The organism is Sulfuricurvum sp., from assembly GCF_031427015.1.
Classification (GTDB): Bacteria; Campylobacterota; Campylobacteria; order Campylobacterales; family Sulfurimonadaceae; genus Sulfuricurvum.
In genome coordinates, this window is the sequence record NZ_JASJOW010000003.1 from 20,293 (window position 1) to 41,274 (window position 20,982).

A 20,982-nucleotide genomic window follows, 5' to 3' on the forward strand; every position below is an offset into this window, starting at 1 on the left:
TTAATCCTCGTAAATTACGGTGAGTGTCATGGTTTGATTATGAAGGTGACACTCAAGTAAATTATCTGAAAAAGGGGCAATTTCACCGTAAGAATAAAATCCGCATATGTGGATATTTTCACTTACATTTTCGCTTAATGCTTCCAGCTCTTCCCCTACAAGCTGTTTTAAAACGCTTCGTCGAGCGCTGCAACTGATGGCGATTGCAAGTGCGGGTTTATTGTTATGGTCATCAATTCGATTCGCTACCGCTTCAGCCCCTTCGATGAGATTATTGACGTTGGTTTTCATGAGCCGTACGATTGAGCCTTGGGGTATATCGACACCGAAAAGGATCGACTGATCGTCATTGGCTCCCATCATTACCCGCACTAACTCTTTTTCATTTCCGGGTTCACGGACATTCAACGGAAAGCGTAAACCGCTTAGCGGCAGATCTTTAACATAATCTCCCAGATAATCTTGATAGAGCTTTAGCGCCGGTTTATTATCAATCTCATAGACACGATTTCTTTCCGCCCTCGTTACGACCCTTTCTGCCCCGAACTCTTCCCACCCTGATTCACATTTGATACGTATGTGTAACGAATCTCCATAAAATCCTACTGCAACTGCTCGGCACTCTTTCGCTTCTTTCTGAGCGAGGATCAGGGTATGGTCGAATGCCAAATTATCTCCTGCTAGTGCACCGGTTATAGGTAATGCATGATCGACACTGTTTATCCCTTTTACAAATGAGGAACCGTTGAGTTTCAGCCCCTCGAACAAAACAAAGAGATGTTGAAGATTTTCTTGTGGGAGCTGTCGGATCAGTTCTTGAGAACGCTCCTCGAGCGTAGAGTTATCGAGGGCATCCATCGTAGCGACTTCAACCCACCCTTGTTCAAAAGCAATAATAGTTGCAACAAGAGAATACTCGCTCAATTTTCCTGACTCGATTGTCCCTGCCGTTGATGCACCGACAATTTTAGCGTTAGGATAGGAAGTTTGTAATAATGTGATCGGTAATGCTTCGGCTATCGCATCAACATCCCCAAAAACAAAAATGAGTTGTGCGGATAAAGGCTCAATCTGTAAAACCTTTGTAGAAATCCATTCGGTTTTAGTCCAGACGAGTTCTTGTATATTCATTGTATACTCTTTCTGATTGCGAATTGATAATTGACAGTATAGACTATTTTATCCGGATCAACTTATCCGATTTTTTCCTAACTTTTTGGCAGTGTATAATGCTTTATCTGCTTTTTCTATTAAACGCTCAAGGGTATCCTCTGCTTCCAATAAAGCAACTCCGAAGCTAGCGGTTTTATAACCGATTTTTTCAAACTTATGAGAGGAAAATTCAACACACAGCCGTTCAGCTAATTCTTTTGCTTGTCCGTAAGTTGTTTGAGGGAGAAGGATAAGAAATTCTTCTCCACCCCAACGCCCGACACGGTCGCTAGAACGAACTAAGTTTTGAAATATTACAGATATTTTTTTTAAAACTTCATCACCTGCTGGATGGCCATACGTATCATTGATTTGTTTGAAATCGTCTAAATCTACCATGATTACAGAAAGCGGTGTTTGATATCGCTGTGCTTCATCTATAGACACTTGAGCAAACTCCCCAATTGTCTTACGATTGTATAAACCTGTTAATATATCAATTTTTGCAAGAGTTTCGAATAGGGCTTCTTCGGTAATATTCTGTCGTATTGCCTGATATCCAATGATTTTACCATTATCAAAGATTGGTTCAATGTGCGCATCTACCCAGTACGATTCCTTATACTTTGTACGGTTTTTGATACGTCCATGCCAAGGTTTTCCTTGTGTTATGGTTGTCCATAATTCAGTATAGATTTCATTTGGCATATCAGGATGGCGAAGAATTGTATGTTTTTTACCGATTAACTCTTCTTGTGTATAGCCTGTCATTTCACAAAATGCTTTACTTGCATATACAATCACTCCTTCCACGTCTGTAATGGAAGTTGAAACATATTTTTCCAGTAAAGAAATATATTGATGAAAATGTGTGCTTTTAATCCCCAAATAAACTCCTTTAGCTTAATCGATCCATTGAATAGAGGAGCTCTTCCATTTTGTTATCAACACTTCCAACGTACGTAGTAAGATCCATCATTTCATCCATGTTTTTATTGAGAGAGTCGCTGTTGTCATTTATTGCCTGAATAAGGATATTGATTGTTGCGGCAGTTTCCGCCAAACTTTTTTGGGTACGTTCGGCAAGTTTTCGTACTTCATCGGCAACTACGGCGAATCCGCGTCCGTGTTCTCCGGCACGTGCCGCTTCGATCGCTGCATTGAGCGCTAAAAGATTGGTCTGATCAGCGATATCCCCGATAGTAGTTAAGATTTGTTTGGTTTCTTGTGCGTTACTTGCTAGTATTTGAAGATTGTCGGAGAGTTCATGCTCTTTGTTTGCCACTCTTTGGATCCGATCCACTGTGGTGTTAATCATTCCGTTAAGTTCGACAAACTGATTTGCACGAAGACTTTCAAGGGTACTTTTAAGCTGTTGGGTATTATTGTTGAGCACCTCTTTAGCTTCATTGTTTTGGTGTTCCATCGATTGAAGTGCTGTACCCAAATCGTTGATTTTTTCCAACATCTGAGCCATTTTCCCCTCAACATTGACGTGAGCGCGAGTAGAAAATTTCCCTTCGCTTAAAGATTCTAAAACACTGATGGCTTGATCAAGATTTTTTTCAGTCGCATCGAGCATTGCGTTCATCGTTTTTTTGAGGAGGTGAACATGCGGTGTTGTAGAATCACTTGCAACACGGCACATAAAATGACCGCGGCGTACTTTATCCGCGAGTAGCACCATTTCACCGGCTACTTTGGTATCTTGCTCCAAAATCAATTCATGTGTTTGTGCAAGATGATTGAGCTTCTCTTCAATACTGTTTGTTTCAGCAGGAATCATATCCATTTGATTACGTTTAAATTTCAATAATTCTTCGAAATCTTCCAACTGATTAGAAAAAATATCTGACCCGGAGGAGGTGAGATTAAGTACGATTGCCGTTCCCATAAGCACAACGATTACTCCGGATGTTATCCATATAGAGTTAACGCTTATGGCTAATACCAAACCTACAATACCTAACAGGGATAAAATAATTATTTTGATGTTGTTTTTCATTCTTTAATTGCCTTTTTTATCGCATTGTTTTATAAAGCGTTTCCGCTTTTTGAATCTCAGCAGGGGAAGCTTTACGACGACAAGACATATATCCGCCTTCACCGTCACCACAGGCTATATTTGGATAGACGGTAGCAAAAACCCAGTAAAAACCGCCGTTTTTAGTGGCATTTTTGACATATCCTTTCCAAACTTTTCCGCTTTTTACGGTGTCCCATAAATCTTTAAACGCCGCTTTTGGCATATCACGATGACGGACGATGTTATGCGGTTGCCCGATCAATTCTTCGAGTGTATAGCCGGCAATTTTGCAAAAATCTTCATTAGCAAAAAGGATTTTCCCTTTTGAATCGGTTTGTGATACTAAAAAATCGGTATCACTTAATGTATATTCCATTTTCTTTCCTTCGTGTTTTACAAACTGGTATTAATCTATACTCTGTAACCCAAAATCTATTATAAAAAACGGGAGTCCCATTTCGTAGAGTTTTTTTGGCAACTGATTAGGATAAATATCTTAAATCTTTGAATAGATAATATGGTAGCGGTGCAGAGTTATTTTTTGGTTATTTTAAGTAAGAAAAGGAGTTAGGGAATAATAGATATTTTATACCCGATGTTTTTAGCGGTAGTAATCGACTCTTCACCAATTTTTGCACGCAGTTTTTTGACAAGGGTTTTAACACTGCTCTCAGAGACAATCTCACCATCCCATAAAAGGTATTCAATCTCTGTTTTACTGAGAACGGATTGTTTATTTTTGATTAGCAATGAGAGTAACTCAAACTCTTTTTTTGTGAGCAGAAGCATCTCTCCTTTTTTACTTACGATTTTATTGTCTAAATCAACATCGACCCCGCTTTTGAGTGTATAGAGCGACTTGGTAGTTTTAGATGGTACATTGAGTTCACTCTTTTTTTTGAATAGTTCTTTGCAAAGGCGCAAAACTTGGTCAATTTGAATCGGTTTTATTAGATAATCGGTGATATTCAACGGGATAACTCTAAGAAGTGTTTTTGAATCGGTGTGTGCCGACATAAAAATAACCGGCAGATTTTGATCTAAGTCTCTTACTTGCTTGATGAAATCAGCACCGTCTTGATACGGCATACGCATGTCGGTAAGGATGATGTCAATCTTATGTGATAAGACTTGTTCGTAGGCATCATAGCCGTTTGACGCGGTAAGGACATGGTTAAAATAGCGTCTTAAAATATTTGCGAGTGAACTTAACGCGATAGGGTCATCTTCAGCAATTAAAATAGAGTATTTATTAAAATCAGCATAGTTATCCAAGATGTTTTTCCTTTTTATAATGTATGTTTTTCTGTATCGGCGTGATAGCGAGGGAGTGTAAGGGTAAAAGTAGTGATCCCTTTTTCCATATCAGATCGGACTATGAGGTTTCCTTTTAAATGGCGTTTAGTTAGGGTATGCGCGATCGTAAGACCTAAGCCTGTTCCTATCTCTTTCGTGGTGAAATAAGGTTCAAAAATTCGCTCCGTGATGAGAGGATCCATCCCTCCGGCCCGATCGCTTACATCGATACGAAATATATCGCTATCAGTATAAAGGGTGAGGGAGATGGTACGGTTCTGTAGGGTGTGTTCTGCTGATATTATTGCCTCTTTAGCATTGGTAATCAGGCTGAGAAGGATCTGTTTAATGAGAGCCGGATGGCTGTTTAGATTAAACTTTTGTGGCTCCTCTTCATTTTGGCAAGGATGTATTTCTTCGAAAGTATTTTCACATAGTATCTCTAAAGTGATTTCATATTCATTGAGTTGTTTTTGGTAAAGGGTATGGATATTATTGACTATTTCAATCAAATTACAAGGTTCTTCTTTTTTATCATCGGTAAAAAAATTGCGAAAAGCATCAATAGTTTGTGACATGAACTGTAACTGTTCCATCACCCCTTTTTCCGAAGTTTTCAAATATTCATGATTTAGTTCACCGTATTTGAAAGCACTTACAATATCTTGAATAATAAGGCCGATCGAGTTGAGCGGTTGACGCCATTGATGTGCGATTGCCCCGAGCATATCTCCCATCGCATCCAATTTGGATTGATGAATCAAGATCGCTTCGTTTTTATTTTTCTCTTCTTCAATACGGCGAAAATTATCTCGTATGATTCCTATTAACGGAATCACTATAAACATCAAGGACAAAAGAATGATAAAGCCGAATTGAACGAGTCTGCGAAGTAGCAGCTCATTAGGGGAAACTTTCGGCTGATACAGAGCTAAAAGCTTTTGGCCGTACAAATCCAAAGAGAATGCGACCGTATTATCATTAATCCAGCGGTAATCCGTTTCTTGCAGTGGGACAAATAAAGAGGGGGAGAGATGAAAAAACTCTGTTGCTTTTTTGGGAACCGTATGATATTTTGACCATGACCAAAGAGGATCGGTATGTACTAAAAAATACCCCTCAGAATCAACAATAAAAAAAGCTGAAGCGTTAGAGCGTTTTAGTTGTCTAATCCAGTCGTCCATATAGTAGTTGATGACGATAATTCCATTTTTTATTCCGTTGTGATAAACCGGTATTCCCGCTCGAAGGGTTGGGTTAAACGGGATATCAACCTTACCGTTCTCGATATTGAGATCAAATTCTGAAAATCCGACAGTATTTTGATTTAGTGTCATAAATTCCTGAAAATAGTAGCGGTCGGCTTTGTTTTGTAACTCAGTCTTCGGAGTGTGTCGGATTGTTCCGTCGGGAAGACGGTCTATTCTAATCTTTTCATTTCCATCGGTATCGATAAATCGCAGCTGCATTATCTTTTTATCGGACTTCAGAAAAGAATAAAAAAGAGAAGATACATTCGAACTTTTTTGTGCATTAAAGCGGCAAACATCAGGATTATGTGCCAATGTCATTAGAACTTGAGTTTGGGTATTTTTAAACTCTTGAATATAGTTACGATTGATAATGTGTTGCTGGTGTAGCATTTTGAGATTTTGAGATTTTATATCACTGTGAATCAGCCAAACTCCGAATACCATAATAAGAGTTGAAAGAAAAATCCCGATTACCAGATTACGCCATGTGCTACTCATACTATTGCTTTAAAGGTTAGTGTCATTTGCTGTATAAACTCAATCTATAGTGAAATTGTGAGTAGGGGCGAGTTGAAAAATCGGCTCGAATCCGTACATTACTTATAAACACTATTGTAACGCATTTTTTTTCTAAAGGATTTTATCTTCGGCTTGAACTTAGTATGCTAAAATAACATACTAATATAGAATATTTTTTACAAGGCAAACGTCGTGAAAGTAGCTATCCAATGTGATTCTCCATTACTGCAACGTTCCTTGGAACTTTTTCTGGACGGACATCTGAGCTCTCTTCGTCAATGCGATATTTTGATTCGTGACAAGGAAATCTATGACGATCAATATCTGACTTTCGTTATAGGATTAGGGGAAGCATCCGATCTGATCAAACCGTTTTCCAAAGCGCAGCTGATGCATTCATTAAACCAAAAGTTTGAGTCTCAAAAAGATTTACCTGTTGCAATCGAAGAGGAGAAACCTCTTTCGTATGAAGAAGGGGTTAGTTTTGATATTTTAGAACGGCATATCGACAAATTGACGCGTGAGTATCAATCCAATATACTCAAAGCGATACGGGCATTTTATGAAAAGTAATTCAACAATAACCAAAAAAATCATTGCCGGAAAATATAAAGGCAAAACGTTAAAACTCCCCTCTAAAGAGACCACCCGTAGTTCAAAGGGAATTGTTTTGGAATCTTTTTTCAATACGTTACAGTTTGATGTTATGGATTCGGTGTTGGTAGAGGTTTTTTCAGGAAGCGGCTCGATCGGGCTTGAAGCTCTCAGTCGGGGTGCTAAAAAAATCATTTTTATGGAGAGGGACCGCGATGCGATCCGTACGCTACGTGAAAATATTGCCCAAACCGATCCAAAAGCTTGTGAGATTATCGAAGGGGACAGTTTTAGTAACATTATTCAGGTAAAAAAGCGTCTGGCTTCTCTCGGAGAGAGTGCCTTTATCTATGTTGATCCCCCTTTTTCAATCCGCGAGGGGATGGAAGAGATTTATGATAAAACTATCGATATGATCGCTTCACTCCCTCTTGAAATGGCGACTTTAATTATCATTGAGCATATGAGTACCCTCGAACTCCCTGATGCGATCGGTCATTTTAACCGCCTTAAATCCAAGCGCTTCGGAAAAACTTCACTTACTTATTACGCATAACCCATTTTTGGAATGCCCTTTGCTTAATCCTTTTATCATAAAGGACGGGCATGAGAATTTTCGTATTACTTTTTTGCTTACTAACCCTAGCACAAGCAACACGTATTAGTGAAGTAGCTAATATCGTCGGTGTGCGTGATAACCAAATTATCGGTTATTCTCTCGTGGTCGGTTTGAAAAAAACGGGTGACGGTACGACTTCTAAATTTACCCTCCAATCTATCGCGAACATGCTCAAAGCTATGAATATCGATATGAATCCGGTTGACATTAAATCTAAAAACGTTGCCGCCGTTGTTGTTACGGCAAAATTTGCCCCCTTTGCACGACAAGGGGATGCTTTTGATGTTACCGTCTCTTCTATCGGTGATGCAAAATCACTCGAAGGAGGGACACTGTTGATGACCCCTCTCAAAGGGGTTGACGGTAAGATATATGCACTTGCACAAGGTTCTATAAGTATCGGCGGAAAAAATGAAAAAGGTGCCGGCGCGGAATCACATCCAACCGTTGGATTAGTTTATGGCGGAGGCTTGGTGGAGCGAGAAATCCAACAAGATCTGTATCACCAAAACAATGCGACGCTTTCTTTGAAAACATCTAATTTTGCAAACTCCATTGCGATACAAAATGCGATTAACGCCAAATACCGTGCAAATGTTGCCGCTGCTATCGATCCGAGAACAATCAACTTACAGCTTCCAAAAAATAAATCGATGGTTGAATTTTTAGCCGAAGTGCAAAACCTTGAGATCCATTATGCTCAAGAGCAGAAGATTATCATCAACGAACGTACCGGAACAATCGTGGCAGGTGTGGATGTCGAAGTAAAACCGGTTGTCATTACTCAAGGGGATATGACCGTAAAAATTCTTTCCCAAAACGAAGTCTCTAAACCTGCAGGTAGTGTAGCAATGGATAAAAGTCTTGTCATCGGCTTGAACGAGAATGAAGTTTATACCGAAAGAGGGACAACGACGGTTGCGAATATCGCCCGTTCGCTTCAAAAAATGGGTGCTACCCCTAAAGAGATGATCTCCATTCTTCAAGCGATGAAAAGTGCCGGAGCCATCTCTGTTGATTTGGAGATTATCTAATGGATATAACCGCAGTTCAGCACCAAAGAGCGATTCCGACTATCGGAACCAAAGAAGGGGATGCCGCTTTACGTGAAAAAACGGATCAGTTTGAAGCAATCATTGTGAAAATGATGTTGGATGAAGCGATGAAAGAAGAAAAAAATCTTTTCAGTGCGAACGATCCGGGAGAAAAGATTTTTAAATCAATGTATCGTGAAGAGTTGTCCAACGCCAGTGCAGGAGGATTTGGGTTTTCTCAAATGCTTTTTGAACACCTTAGTCAAAAGGGTGAAAAAATAGAGAAATAGACTAAATTATTAATGGTTTTTGCCGATATGGTATGTATACATCATAAACGGATAACAAGGATTCACCATGATCTCAAGTGTGAACGGATCGCTACTTAAAGCGACATATCAAGAATCATCGTTAAAAACCAAAGAGCAGGAGAAATCCACGCAATCTATTACAAAACAAGGTGACACAAGCCGAATCGAAGAGCTGAAAGCTTCTATCGAAAAAGGTGAATACCGTGTCGATATCGAAGCGTTAGCCAAGCGTATTGCGCAAGAGCTGACTTAAATTCAGAGGAGTTTATGATGTTGTCTTATCAGTTACAGAGTGCTATCAAAGATCTTGAGACTCTCATCTCTTTGTCGCAAGAAGATATCGCCGATATCCGAGAAGCGAAGCATAACCCGCAATTTGATCGTTTAGCGATTAAAGAAGAGAAAATAAAAAGTTTTGAACAAAAAAAAGCGATGATCGATCGTGAAATATCAAAACTGATGACACAACATCCGACAGCACCTCTCTCTGAACTTTTAGATAATGAACAACATCAGCAACTCGACTCCCTTAAAGAGCATCTTTCACTGCTTAGAGATGTAAATCAACAATATGCAAAAATGGTTTTAAGTGTAGGCTCATTTTATAATACCCTCTTAGAGCGTTTGGTTCCGACACAAATGCAAGGGTATCAAAAAGTGGCAACCTCCGAAGCCTCGTTTTTGGAAATACGAGCATAACATGGCATCTATATTTAATGCGTTACATATTGGCTATAGCGGATTAAACGCAGCTCAAATCGGTATTGATACTACCGGACACAATATTGCCAATGCCGAGACAGAAGGGTATTCCCGTCAACGTGTCGTTACGGCAGCATCAACTCCTCTTAGCGTAGACCCGGGACAACGCGGCGGCGGAACTCAAATTACGGAAATAGTGCGTGTATTCGATGAGTTTGTATTCGGACGTTTAGCAAATGCCGCCCAAAACAAAGAAAATTCAGATACTTTGAAAAAAAATCTTGAAGAACTCTCCTCCTATTTCCCGGAAATTGATGATGTCGGTATAAAAAATGATATGCAAAACTATTTTGATACGTGGCAGTCGCTTGCGGCTAATCCGAGTAATACTTCTTTAAAAGTGGCATTGGCTCAGCAAACACAAACCCTTACACAGCATATTCAAGAGACACGGTCTCAAATTACAACTCTTCAAAGCTCTTTGAATGATCAAGTAAAAGTCAATATTGACGAAGTTAACCGCATCGCAAAACAAATTTCAGAATTAAATATAGAGATCAATAAAGCCGAGTCCGGCAGCGCGAATAATGCTAACGATTTACGTGATCAGCGAACCCAATTAGAATTAACTATGTCAAAACTTATCGGTGCGAAAGTGATTGTGGGACAGATTGAGACCAATAATGTCATTGATAGTAATATCGCCTTAAAACAGGGGAGCTATACGATTCAAATCGGCGGTTTCAACATTGTTGACGGCGGTTCATTCCATCCGATAGGGATGGACAGTGCCAGCAATCAAAACGGATACAATGATTTATATTATGAACGTCAAGACGGGGTTAAAGTTCCTTATACCGATAGTATCACCGGTGGTAAAATCGGTGCTTTACTCGAATTAAGAGGCTCAACAATCGGGACAAACGGTGAATTTGAAGACGGATTTTTGCAAGAGACCATTAATAACCTTGATGCTTTTGCCAAAGGGATGATTGAAGCGACCAATAATGTGTATGCTGAAACCGCCACTACTTCGATGCAGTCAAATCCGCTTAGTTTTTCAAATAATCAGTCACTACTGAGTACGGACGAGAACTTTAATACGGGGACTTTTGATATTATCGTGTATGACATTGCCGGGAATGAAGTCGGTCGGCGTACTATTTCAATGGATCAGGGGACTATGATCGATGATCTACCGATGACAACGAACAGTATTGTCGGTCAGATCAATTTGTCAAACGACGATAATAAAGACGGAAATGCACTGAATGATATTGATGATATGTTACTGGCGACGTTTAATACAAATCAAAAAGTATTTCAGGTTGATTTAAAAGCATCATTACTGGCGCAAGGGTATACTTTTGCGATTGAAGATAATGGGACAAATTTCGCCGGTGTAACCGGTATTAATCGATTTTATGACGGCTCGGATGCCAAGAATATTTCACTCAACAGTGCATTAAAAGAGGATTCGAGTAAGATCAAAGGATTTAAATCTCCTGCAAACGGTGATAATCAAACGGCATTAAAGATGGTTGAGTTGCAATTTGCTTCAGTTACGTTTGGAAGTGGTTTGAATAAATCTACAGATACCCTGTATGGTTATTTTGACAATTTAGTGACGCAAGTGGGTACAAAAACTAATTCGGTCATATTGACCAATGATGCCCTGACGGCACAATATAACGCAATCAAGCAAGAGTACGATACGGTCAGTAAAGTGAGTATTGATGAAGAGTTGGCAAATCTAATTCGGTATCAAACCTCATACGGTGCTGCCGCTAAAGTTATTACCACTGTCGATCAAATGATGACAACACTATTGGGTATTAAGGCATAATGCCTTTTTTTAGCATTACCGTACTTGTTACGGTGATTTTCTTCTCTTTTATCGGACCGTTTCTTTATACGGTAGATCCTCTTTTTTTAGACTCTCAAGCTATTTTACTCAAGCCCTCGCTAAACCATTGGTTCGGTACGGATAGATTAGGACGTGATTTATTAGCACGACTGATGGAGGGTGGGCAAGTTTCTCTGTTAATTGGATTTGCCAGTGCCCTTATTTCGACTCTAATCGGATTGCTGTATGGAGTAAGTGCTGCACTTTTACGCGGTGGCTTTGATAAAGTTTTTATCGTGGTCGTTGATCTTTTTTTAACCTTTCCAACCCTCTTTTTATTGTTAACGCTGGTGAGCTACGTGAATGCTTCCCTTTGGGTTCTTGTGTTAATCATCTCGATTACAGGGTGGATGGGAACAGCACGTATGATCCGCTCAGAGAGTTTTGCCATCGCATCTAAGCCGTTTATTCGTATTTTACATATTGCTAAAGTACACCCTATGAAAATAATGCTCAAGTATTATGCCCCTTTACTGGCACCGATTGTGTTGGTAAGCTTTACGTTCGGCGTAGGAGGGGCGATTTTAGCAGAATCGGGTCTCTCATTTTTAGGACTTGGAATCGTTGCCCCGCAGATGAGCTGGGGAAGTATCCTCAGCGGAGGTAAAGAGGTTATAGACATCGCGTGGTGGGTGAGTTTTTTCCCAGGTTTGATGATTTTTATCGTTACCTTTTCCCTCATGAATATTTCCAACGCGCTTCAAGCGAAAATGAATCAAAAAGAGGTAAGGTAAAAGCTAAAAAAGCTTTTTTGTTTTGTAATTAACACTACGATGCAAAACCCTGCCAATGATAATAATTTTTGAAGATTCGTTGGTTTTGTAAAAAACGAGATAATTTTCGATGATGAGAACACGGCACTCTCTACGAATATGTTTACGTTTGCACGTAACACCTAAGTATGGGAAATTGGATAATTTTGAAATACTGTTTTTGAGAAATTTGAGGTATTCGATGGCATGAGAGGGGGAATCTTCGGCGATATGATCTAAAATGGTTTCAAGATCAGTGTAAGCGTGTTCGAGATAGAGGATTTTATAGGGCATATTTTTTGCCTAGTTTGGCAAAAACCTCTTCGTGTGTCCCTATAACATCAGATTGAAACCCTTCGTCAATCATCGACTCGAGTTCTTCATCATACTCTTCTTTTGAGAGCTGAACACTATTTTCAGGCAATGATTTTAAAAATGCAATAATTTTTTCAGTGACTGATTCGTCGCGGATATCGAGATGGTAAGCTGTCATCGAGTCTCCTTTTTTTATGAAAAATTATACCTTATTTTTTTCTAGCTTCTTCCCCCGCACTTTCTAACTTCTCAACACTCTCTCTTAATAGCTTTCGACCGCGAAGCCCTGCATGAGGATTTTATAGAGATTTGGTTTATTCATTATCGACGAAATTAACGAATTAAAAAGTATCTAGTATTTTTGGGTCATTCCACGTATCTGAGAATACGAGAGGTTTCTTCATTTATCATAGCAGACAAACCATCTAGTCCTGGAAAGAGAAAGGATTCATCTATTCCTACTTCATATAATTCTCGCATTATCATATTTTTCATGTCTTTTGGAATAGTGATTTTTGCTAAATTTGAATTATTATAAGCTATTTCTTTTCTATCAATTGGTTCACTTCCCGTTAATTCAATACTTGGATTGGGGTGATAAGTGAAAAGTCCTCTTTGATTGAGTATTCTTGGACTAATTGGCCTAGGTTTAAAGCTAACTATATGATTGATTTCTCTAAAATATTGATTATCATAAGTGATAGTATAATTCTCTAAGTAACAATAAACAATACCGTCTTTATCCCTATTATCGTTTACAGCAAAAAATAAAGCAACTAAAGGATTAGACGTCCAATCAAGCAATCTTGTAGCAAGTCCATGGTGTTGTGCTAATGCTAAAAATTCTAATTCATGCTCAGGAATATTATCTAAAAATGCAAAAGCCTGATCTTTCCACGCATTAAATCTTAATAAATCATGGTGTGGATTATCTGGATATTCTTTTGACCATTTGTGGTCAAAAAATTCATTTCTTCCAGCTTTCGGTTTTAATTCCCAATCAATATTTGATTGTCCTCTATATATCCAACCAATCCCATTTAGGGGCGTAAAATCATCTCGTATAATTTTTAAATAATCTAATAAAGAAGAACCTATATGCTTAGTATTCATTTTAAAACCTTAATAAGTGATAACTATTATACATAATAAAATAAATTGATATATTTTAACGCAGGACATGTCCTACAAATTTTGACATATTGCCTAGAATTTTTCCACCGCGACGGAAACCTAATCCGCACGCTTCGTAGGCAAAAAAGACTCCTGCTTGATAGCTGTTTCCGTTACTGTCTTTCGGGAACTCGACGTACTCTTGGTAAATCGGTTTGAAGTTGCCGTACGGTCCATCATTAGACTCAATAGTTGAGCCAGACGCATCCATGATTCGTACATTGGCACCTTCACGACCGAACATCCGTTTCTCGACCTGTTGTACCCCTTTAAGAGGCTCAAAAGAGGTTTTAAGGAGATACGGAGAATCTGGAAAAAGATCACATAAAATTTTCATCATCCCTTTGGATTGAAAGAGGAGGGTGTAGGCAGGATTGAGGATAATTGCTTTTTGGTTTTGCATAATGGTATTAAGCTGTGTAGCCAGTTCCGGCTCTTCGATAGCGATATCTTCCCATGGGTAGAGTTTGAACCAATACTCATACGGCTCTTCAGTACTATCATAGATTCCCTCATCATCAAACTTCACTCCGCCGAGAGGTTCGAATCCGCTCTCAAATCCCGCATCAATCGCCATTTGCTGTAGGAGTCGAGTTGTTTGTTCCTCTTCGATATTGCCGCTGATTGAGCTGAAAAGAATTTTCCATCCGTCGTAATGTTTTTCAAATGTTTCGGGATCATCGAAAAGGGTGACGAGACGGCGAAAATTATTGCTGATCGCTTCATAGACGTTGTTGAATTGTCGCTCTTCGTCCATGTTGTTATGTTTAAGCAAGGCCCATTGTAAAATAGCCGTTTCGAAAAGAGAAGTAGGGGTGTCGGCATTAAATTCGATCAGTTTTATCGGTACCCCGCCTATTCCGCCTGCGAGGTCAAATCGTCCGTATAAATGCCAATGAACATCATTTTCCCAACTTTTTTTGATCAAATCGACAAGATTAAAGGGAATACCGAGATCAAAAAAAAGATTATTGTCGATGACATGCTGAGCGGCAGTAGCGTACATATCATAGAGTTCATTAACCGCTTCATAGTAGGCTTCAGCTTCACGATCCGAGACCACAACCAGTTCATTGGCAACGTATTTGCTTTCGTCACTGTCGGTATGCCAGCCGAATCCAAATTGCTCTAAGGTACGATCATCAATCGGCGTGATGTTCTGGAGAGAGACCATATTCATCCTCCGAAGCTGCTGCTAGAAGAGGTACTTCTCGAAGCAGAATTACCGAAGAAACTTTTTTTCTGAGAATTGGATGCTGTTGATGAACCGTTTGCAGATGAACGGTGATAGGCTGAACGATTAGAAGCATCTTGATGTCTTTGGACATTTTTATTATTCATGAGGGCATTTCCGATCATGTTACCCAGTAGTGCACCTCCGGCAGCGGCGAGAATGGTTCCGGCAAGCCCCATCCCCTCACCTTGAGGTTCGGCGTTTAGCTCTGATTGTCCCGCTTCCATTTTTTTGTACTCTTGGTCGGCGAGCTCTTTCATCTCCGCTTCACTCATGACCCTCTCGCTTACGGTGCCGTTTTCATCCGTCTCCTTGATGATAGCACGGCTTGGCCCTGTAGTCGGCATCTCTTCGATAATGACATATTTTCCGTTTGGTTGTTGTTCAACCACGAGAAATTTATTTTGGGTAACACTCTCTTCACTACCGGCTTGCTCTTCCGGTGCACTTTGACATCCGCTTAAGGCACTTAGGACAATAACTCCCATTGTCCCCATCATTATGTGTTTTGCTGAGGTAATATGTTTCATTTTAAATCTCCTATCGTAATTGTTTTAAATGCGTTGTGTTGAGTAAAAATATTTCAGATGCACTTTGTTCATGAAGACCGCGAGAATCTTCGATGATGACATCACATGCGGCATGGCAAAAGAGGGGATCGTAAGACTTTCCACTCTCGTTTGCGGAGGTGGAATAGAGCCATTTATAAGGGTGAATGAGACGTGAATGTTCCGGATCGTTTACGTATCGAAACGCTTGATTTTTAACGACGAAGGTTGTTTTGTGCGCATGACGAACACGACGTTTATGAAGTGACGGAATACGAATGTCTTGGCGTAAGTTTTTAAATTCGGAATAGACTTTAAGAAAGGGTTTTCCTCCTGTACGCATTTTAATCTCTTCAAGCCGAGTAACATCTTGAGAGAGAAAACCGACAGTGGTGTCGGTTTGAGCGAGGAGGATTTTTTTCATAACTTAAGGGATAAGGTAGTCTTGGAGGGCATGAGGCTCCATCCAGCTGTCATCTTGCATATGAGTCATTGCTTCGATTGCGGCACGGGCGGCACTAAGAGTGGTAAAATAAGGGGTTCCCATACGTAAGACGATTTGACGAATCTGCTCGGCATCTTTTTTCGATGTTTTATTATCGGAGGTATTGATAGCAAGAGAGATCTCTCCGTTTTTCATGACATCCTCGATATTCGGACGCCCCTCAGAGATTTTAAGGACGGCTTCACATGGGATTCCAGCCGCCTCGATCACCTTTTGGGTACCGCGTGTTGCCACAAGTTTAAACCCTTGCTTATGCAATCCACGTGCGATTTCAGGGGCGTGGGCTTTATCCATCTCTATAAAGGAGAGGAAACACGTTCCTGAAGTCGGGATTTTATTGCCTGCGGCAAGCTGGCTTTTTGCGAAGCTGACACCGAAGTTTTGACTGATCCCCATAACTTCACCGGTTGATTTCATCTCAGGAGAGAGAACCAAATCGGCACCGTAGAGTTTGTTGAACGGGAACACCGCCTCTTTGATCGCAACGTGTCCTTTGAGACGCGGTTTAAGTAGCCCATCGGCTTCCATAACAACATTATAGTTATCGTAGAATTTGAGTGCGTTACGTAACGTATCTCCAAGCATGACACGGGTTGCAACTTTCGCAAGCGGCATTCCGGTTGCTTTAGAGACAAACGGTACGGTACGTGATGCACGAGGGTTTACTTCGATGAGGTAAACCTCGTTTTGATAGATCGCGTATTGGATATTTAAAAGCCCGATAACACCGAGACCCAATGCGATTTTTTTCGTTTGTTGCTCCACTTGTGCCTGCAACTCAGCACTAAGACTTACCGGAGGGAGTGAACACGCACTGTCTCCTGAGTGAATCCCTGCCTCTTCGATATGCTGCATAACCGAACCGATATAGACTTCATTACCGTCACTGATCGCATCGACGTCAAGCTCAACCGCTTGATCGAGGAATTTATCGACCAAAACCGGAGAATCGTTGCTCACCGATACGGCAACATCCATATAGGTACGAAGTTCGTCTTCGTTGTAGACGATACGCATAGCACGTCCTCCCAAAACATACGAAGGACGTACGAGAACCGGATAACCGAGCTCTTCAGCGACGGCGAATGCCTGTTCTTTTGTCATGGCGATGCCGTTTTCCGGTTGTTTGAGACCTTGTTCTACCACGAAGGCAGAGAATTTCTCACGGTTTTCCGCCAAATCGATCACTTCTGCCGAAGTTCCGGCAATTTTAGCTCCGATAGCGTGGAGAGAGTTTGCCAGTTTAAGAGGTGTTTGTCCTCCGAAATGGACGATGATCCCATCAGGCTGTTCCGCTTCGACGATAGAGCGGACATGTTCGAAATCGATCGGTTCGAAATAGAGAACATCGGAGGTATCGTAGTCGGTAGAGACGGTTTCAGGGTTACAGTTGACCATGATCGTCTCTATCCCCATCTCTTTGAGGGCAAATGAGGCGTGTACGCAGCAGTAGTCAAACTCGATCCCCTGACCGATACGGTTTGGCCCGCCTCCTAAAATCATCACTTTTTTCTTGTCGCTTTGACGCGGTGTTTGAAGTCCGAGGCGGGTAATATTGGTCGTTGAATAAAGATATGGGGTTAATGCACCGAACTCTGCCGCACAGGTATCGACTTCGTTATATTCAAATGCGATTGCCAGTGCTTTTCGGGCGTCATAGACATCATTCTCTTTTGCACTTCCGCCATTGAGGGTAATGAGGCGGGCAATATTTTTATCGGAAAATCCTTCGGTTTTAAGACGGCGAAGTTGCAGCTCATCCGTGAGGGTTGCCGTTGTGATCCGTTTTTCTTGTGCGATGATCTCTTCGATTTGGGTCAAGAACCACGGATCGATTTTAGAGAGTTCGAAAATCTCCTCTTTAGAGAGTCCCATACGGAAACCTTGTCCCACATAGAGGATACGTTCCGCATTCGGGCGGCGGATTTCATGTTTCACAAATTCGAGATCACCCTCGATAGGGTCGAAGCCGCTTAACCCCGTCTCAAGAGAGCAGAGTGCTTTTTGTACTGACTCTTTGAAGGTACGTCCGATTGCCATCGCTTCACCGACCGATTTCATACTGGTGGTGAGGGTAGATTCCGCTTCGGGGAATTTCTCGAACGTGAAGCGCGGTACTTTGGTCACAATATAGTCGATAACCGGTTCAAACGCTGCAGGAGTCCCTGTGATGTCATTGGTGATCTCATCGAGGGTAAAGCCGACTGCAAGCAAGGTTGCAACTTTGGCAATCGGATAACCGGTTGCTTTGGATGCGAGTGCGGATGAGCGCGATACTCGCGGATTCATCTCGATAACAATCATACGTCCTGTTTCCGGATTGACCGAGAATTGTACGTTTGATCCTCCGGTGTCAACACCGATTTCACGCAAAATAGCGAACGATGCGTCGCGCATACGTTGATACTCTTTATCGGTGAGGGTGAGGGCAGGGGCAATGGTGATAGAGTCTCCCGTATGAACCCCCATCGGATCGAAGTTTTCGATAGAACAGACGATGATACAGTTATCGTTACGATCACGGATAACTTCCATCTCGTACTCTTTCCATCCGAGCAATGACTCTTCGATTAAGATTTCGGTAATCGGGGATTCATCAAGACCGCGTTGAGCGAGAAGCTTAAATTCATCGATGTTGTACGCGACACCGCTTCCACCCCCTGCTAGGGTATACGACGCGCGGATAATGATCGGGAAACCGATCGCTTCGGCAGCCGCTAAGGCTTCATCCATATTGTAAGCGTAACGGGAGATCGGCAAGTCCATACCGATTTTCACCATACACTCTTTAAATGCTTGGCGGTCTTCCCCTTTTTTGATAGCACTTGGGTTGGCACCGAGGAATTCAATCCCCTCTAACATTCCAAGTTCATGCATTTTCATCGCGGCGTTAAGAGCCGTTTGCCCGCCCATAGTAGGAAGGATTGCGTCAACTTTCTCTTTTTTGATGATTTCGGCGATGATTTCAGGTTTAATCGGTTCGATGTAGGTACGATCGGCAAATTCAGGGTCGGTCATAATCGTTGCCGGATTCGAGTTGATCAAAACTACGCGGTAGCCAAGTTCTTTGAGCGTCTTGACCGCTTGTGTTCCTGAATAGTCAAATTCACAGGCTTGACCGATGACGATCGGGCCTGATCCGATGAGTAATATCGTTTTGATGTCGTCGCGTTTTGGCATTGAGACCCCTCGTCATAAAAATTTTATTATTATAGACGAGAAGCACTTAAAATCCGATTACAGTCCCTATCTTACTTGTGTTATAACATGGAAATAGGCGGGATTTTTGCCGTAAAAATAAGGTTCGATGACGGCACTTTGGTAGCCGCTTGCTCTTGTAATTGAGATCACTTTTCCCACTTTTAAACCTGCCATAAAAATACGATCCAATCCTGAAGTAAGAACTTCATCTCCTACCGCAATCGGAATCCATGTCGGGATAAATTCAACGATCAAACGGCGCGCATTATTTCCCCGAACAATTCCCGGTGCCAGTGAAGTCCCGACATTTACGGCATATGAGCTTTTAACGTCGCCGTTTAAGAGGGCTAGGGGGCGTCCATTTTTGGATACGACAATACCTGCCGCATAACCGCGGTAGAGAAGTCCGTAGACACGTTTGGGGTTAAACTTTTCCATTTCAATCCATATGCGGTGAGGATCTCCGAAACGGACATAAGAGAGGGCACGTACTAAGCTGGTATCCGGTGTTGTTTTGAAGCTACTGTTATGCTCTTGAAGCACTTTTTGGTATTCATCGGCTACTTGATGCAGATTTAACAGCTCTTGTTCATAGTAACGATTTTTTTTCCGTAATTCGAGGATGGTAGCTTGTTGGTTGAAATGTTCGTCGACGGCGTGCTGAATGGTTTCGACTCCATCAAGATACGATGACTTTATAGTATGGGTTATCCGAAGAATGGGAGATTGCAAAAAATTAGTAAAATAGAGTGCACTGCCTACCAAAATGGAAAGGAGTGCAGCGATAGTTAACGATTGTTTATTCATTATCGAAGAGTTCGTGGAGTTGATCGATCTCTTCTAATGCGCGACCGGTTCCGCGTGCAACACACAAAAGGGGCTCATCGGCAACGTAAACCGGAATTTTGATAATTTCAGAGAGATATTTGTCCAGTTGACGGATAAGTGCTCCGCCACCGGTGAGGATAACACCGTTGTTAACGATATCACCTGCCAAATCCGGCGGCATATTCTCTAATACGTCACGCAACGCTTCAAGAATCTCTTTAAGCGGTTCACGCATCGCTTCACGCGCATCTTCACTGGTAAGTTCAATCGAAGTAAGAAGCCCTTCGACCTGATCGCGTCCGTTGATGATCATTTTAAGCTCTTGCGCCAACGGCATAGCGGTACCGATATTAATTTTGATATCTTCCGCGATACGCTCACCGATCAAGAGATTGTATTTGCGTTTAATGTAATCCATGATCGCACGGTCAATTTTATCCCCTGCAACACGGATAGAACGGCAAAGAACGAGTCCTCCGAGTGAGATAACACCGATTTCAGTGGTTCCTCCTCCGATATCGACAATAATGTTCCCTCTTGGTTCACGAATATCGATCCCTGCACCGATAGCGGCAGCCATAGGTTCATCGATTAGGTACACTTCACGCGCTCCCGCACTCATAGCCGATTCACGAACCGCTTTACGCTCTACTTGCGTCAATCCGTAAGGGATACAGATAATAATACGCGGGCTGATAAGTGATGTACGACCGTGTGCTTTTTCGATAAATTTTCGGATCATTTTTTCGGTCATATCAAAATCGGCGATAACACCGTCTCTCATCGGACGAATCGCTTTGATATTGCCCGGAGTTTTACCGACCATCTCTTTGGCTTCACGCCCTACGGCAAGAACACGTTGTTGACCGTATTTTTCAGTTTTTACCGCAACGACAGAAGGTTCATTAATAATGATCCCTCGCCCTTTGGAAATCACTAGGGTATTTGCTGTCCCTAAATCGATAGAGAGATCGTTTGAGAACATTCCGATAAGTTTATTAAATAGCATTGACT

General features: G+C 41.4%; 23 protein-coding genes. 8 read left to right on the plus strand and 15 right to left on the minus strand.

What is annotated here, in order from left to right:
* From RMO68_RS05385 to RMO68_RS05410, 6 genes are all read right to left on the minus strand, one after another.
* Positions 1-1,131, minus strand: a complete 1,131-nt coding sequence (locus RMO68_RS05385) for an FIST signal transduction protein (protein WP_310439691.1) — start codon at positions 1,129-1,131, stop codon at positions 1-3.
* Between the two features lie 57 nt (positions 1,132-1,188).
* Positions 1,189-2,040: a diguanylate cyclase gene (locus RMO68_RS05390; RefSeq protein ID WP_310439692.1), complete on the minus strand. Its 852-nt coding sequence runs from the start codon at positions 2,038-2,040 to the stop codon at positions 1,189-1,191.
* Between the two features lie 10 nt (positions 2,041-2,050).
* Positions 2,051-3,157, minus strand: coding sequence for a methyl-accepting chemotaxis protein (locus RMO68_RS05395; protein ID WP_310439693.1), 1,107 nt, complete (start codon positions 3,155-3,157; stop codon positions 2,051-2,053).
* Positions 3,158-3,173: 16 nt separating this feature from the next.
* Positions 3,174-3,554, minus strand: coding sequence for a PAS domain-containing protein (locus RMO68_RS05400; RefSeq protein ID WP_310439694.1), 381 nt, complete (start codon positions 3,552-3,554; stop codon positions 3,174-3,176).
* Between the two features lie 191 nt (positions 3,555-3,745).
* On the minus strand, positions 3,746-4,453 hold the full coding sequence (locus RMO68_RS05405) for a response regulator transcription factor (protein ID WP_310439695.1): 708 nt from the start codon (positions 4,451-4,453) through the stop codon (positions 3,746-3,748).
* A gap of 14 nt (positions 4,454-4,467) precedes the next feature.
* A complete protein-coding gene (locus tag RMO68_RS05410; RefSeq protein WP_310439696.1) occupies positions 4,468-6,225 on the minus strand; it encodes a sensor histidine kinase in 1,758 nt (585 codons plus the stop codon).
* A gap of 213 nt (positions 6,226-6,438) precedes the next feature.
* Between RMO68_RS05410 and RMO68_RS05415 the strand changes: the two genes are divergently transcribed.
* From RMO68_RS05415 to RMO68_RS05450, 8 genes are all read left to right on the plus strand, one after another.
* Positions 6,439-6,819 (plus strand): hypothetical protein, encoded by a 381-nt coding sequence (locus tag RMO68_RS05415; RefSeq protein ID WP_310439697.1) that lies wholly within the window; start codon positions 6,439-6,441, stop codon positions 6,817-6,819.
* Positions 6,809-7,396: a 16S rRNA (guanine(966)-N(2))-methyltransferase RsmD gene (gene rsmD, locus RMO68_RS05420; protein WP_310439698.1), complete on the plus strand. Its 588-nt coding sequence runs from the start codon at positions 6,809-6,811 to the stop codon at positions 7,394-7,396. The genes RMO68_RS05415 and rsmD overlap by 11 nt, the downstream gene beginning before the upstream one ends.
* Before the next feature lie 50 nt (positions 7,397-7,446).
* Positions 7,447-8,493 (plus strand): flagellar basal body P-ring protein FlgI, encoded by a 1,047-nt coding sequence (locus RMO68_RS05425; RefSeq protein WP_310439699.1) that lies wholly within the window; start codon positions 7,447-7,449, stop codon positions 8,491-8,493.
* A complete protein-coding gene (locus RMO68_RS05430) occupies positions 8,493-8,783 on the plus strand; it encodes a rod-binding protein (protein WP_310439700.1) in 291 nt (96 codons plus the stop codon). Before RMO68_RS05425 ends, RMO68_RS05430 begins: the two co-directional genes overlap by 1 nt.
* A 67-nt stretch (positions 8,784-8,850) precedes the next feature.
* The gene (locus RMO68_RS05435; protein ID WP_310439701.1) at positions 8,851-9,057 is read left to right on the plus strand and encodes a flagellar biosynthesis anti-sigma factor FlgM; all 207 of its coding nucleotides are present in this window, start codon (positions 8,851-8,853) and stop codon (positions 9,055-9,057) included.
* A 14-nt stretch (positions 9,058-9,071) separates the two neighbouring features.
* Positions 9,072-9,503 (plus strand): hypothetical protein, encoded by a 432-nt coding sequence (locus tag RMO68_RS05440; RefSeq protein WP_310439702.1) that lies wholly within the window; start codon positions 9,072-9,074, stop codon positions 9,501-9,503.
* Between the two features lies 1 nt (position 9,504).
* Complete coding sequence (gene flgK, locus RMO68_RS05445; RefSeq protein WP_310439703.1) at positions 9,505-11,352, plus strand: flagellar hook-associated protein FlgK; 1,848 nt, start codon at positions 9,505-9,507, stop codon at positions 11,350-11,352.
* The gene (locus tag RMO68_RS05450; RefSeq protein ID WP_310439704.1) at positions 11,352-12,146 is read left to right on the plus strand and encodes an ABC transporter permease; all 795 of its coding nucleotides are present in this window, start codon (positions 11,352-11,354) and stop codon (positions 12,144-12,146) included. Before flgK ends, RMO68_RS05450 begins: the two co-directional genes overlap by 1 nt.
* A 3-nt stretch (positions 12,147-12,149) precedes the next feature.
* On the opposite strand, the gene RMO68_RS05455 is transcribed toward RMO68_RS05450, so the two are convergent.
* The 9 genes from RMO68_RS05455 to RMO68_RS05495 form a co-directional block, all read right to left on the minus strand.
* Positions 12,150-12,458, minus strand: a complete 309-nt coding sequence (locus tag RMO68_RS05455; protein WP_310439705.1) for a type II toxin-antitoxin system RelE/ParE family toxin — start codon at positions 12,456-12,458, stop codon at positions 12,150-12,152.
* Positions 12,448-12,657: a hypothetical protein gene (locus tag RMO68_RS05460; RefSeq protein WP_310439706.1), complete on the minus strand. Its 210-nt coding sequence runs from the start codon at positions 12,655-12,657 to the stop codon at positions 12,448-12,450. Before RMO68_RS05460 ends, RMO68_RS05455 begins: the two co-directional genes overlap by 11 nt.
* Positions 12,658-12,845: 188 nt before the next feature.
* A complete protein-coding gene (locus RMO68_RS05465; protein ID WP_310439707.1) occupies positions 12,846-13,592 on the minus strand; it encodes an FRG domain-containing protein in 747 nt (248 codons plus the stop codon).
* A gap of 55 nt (positions 13,593-13,647) precedes the next feature.
* Complete coding sequence (locus RMO68_RS05470) at positions 13,648-14,826, minus strand: glutathionylspermidine synthase family protein (RefSeq protein WP_310439708.1); 1,179 nt, start codon at positions 14,824-14,826, stop codon at positions 13,648-13,650.
* 2 nt (positions 14,827-14,828) lie between these two features.
* Positions 14,829-15,416: a hypothetical protein gene (locus RMO68_RS05475; RefSeq protein WP_310439709.1), complete on the minus strand. Its 588-nt coding sequence runs from the start codon at positions 15,414-15,416 to the stop codon at positions 14,829-14,831.
* Between the two features lie 10 nt (positions 15,417-15,426).
* Complete coding sequence (locus RMO68_RS05480) at positions 15,427-15,858, minus strand: hypothetical protein (RefSeq protein ID WP_310439710.1); 432 nt, start codon at positions 15,856-15,858, stop codon at positions 15,427-15,429.
* A 3-nt stretch (positions 15,859-15,861) separates the two neighbouring features.
* The gene (gene carB / locus RMO68_RS05485; RefSeq protein ID WP_310439711.1) at positions 15,862-19,119 is read right to left on the minus strand and encodes a carbamoyl-phosphate synthase large subunit; all 3,258 of its coding nucleotides are present in this window, start codon (positions 19,117-19,119) and stop codon (positions 15,862-15,864) included.
* A gap of 66 nt (positions 19,120-19,185) precedes the next feature.
* Positions 19,186-19,947: a rod shape-determining protein MreC gene (mreC, locus tag RMO68_RS05490; RefSeq protein WP_310439712.1), complete on the minus strand. Its 762-nt coding sequence runs from the start codon at positions 19,945-19,947 to the stop codon at positions 19,186-19,188.
* On the minus strand, positions 19,940-20,977 hold the full coding sequence (locus tag RMO68_RS05495; RefSeq protein WP_310439713.1) for a rod shape-determining protein: 1,038 nt from the start codon (positions 20,975-20,977) through the stop codon (positions 19,940-19,942). The genes mreC and RMO68_RS05495 overlap by 8 nt, the downstream gene beginning before the upstream one ends.
* Between the last annotated feature and the right edge of the window lie 5 nt (positions 20,978-20,982).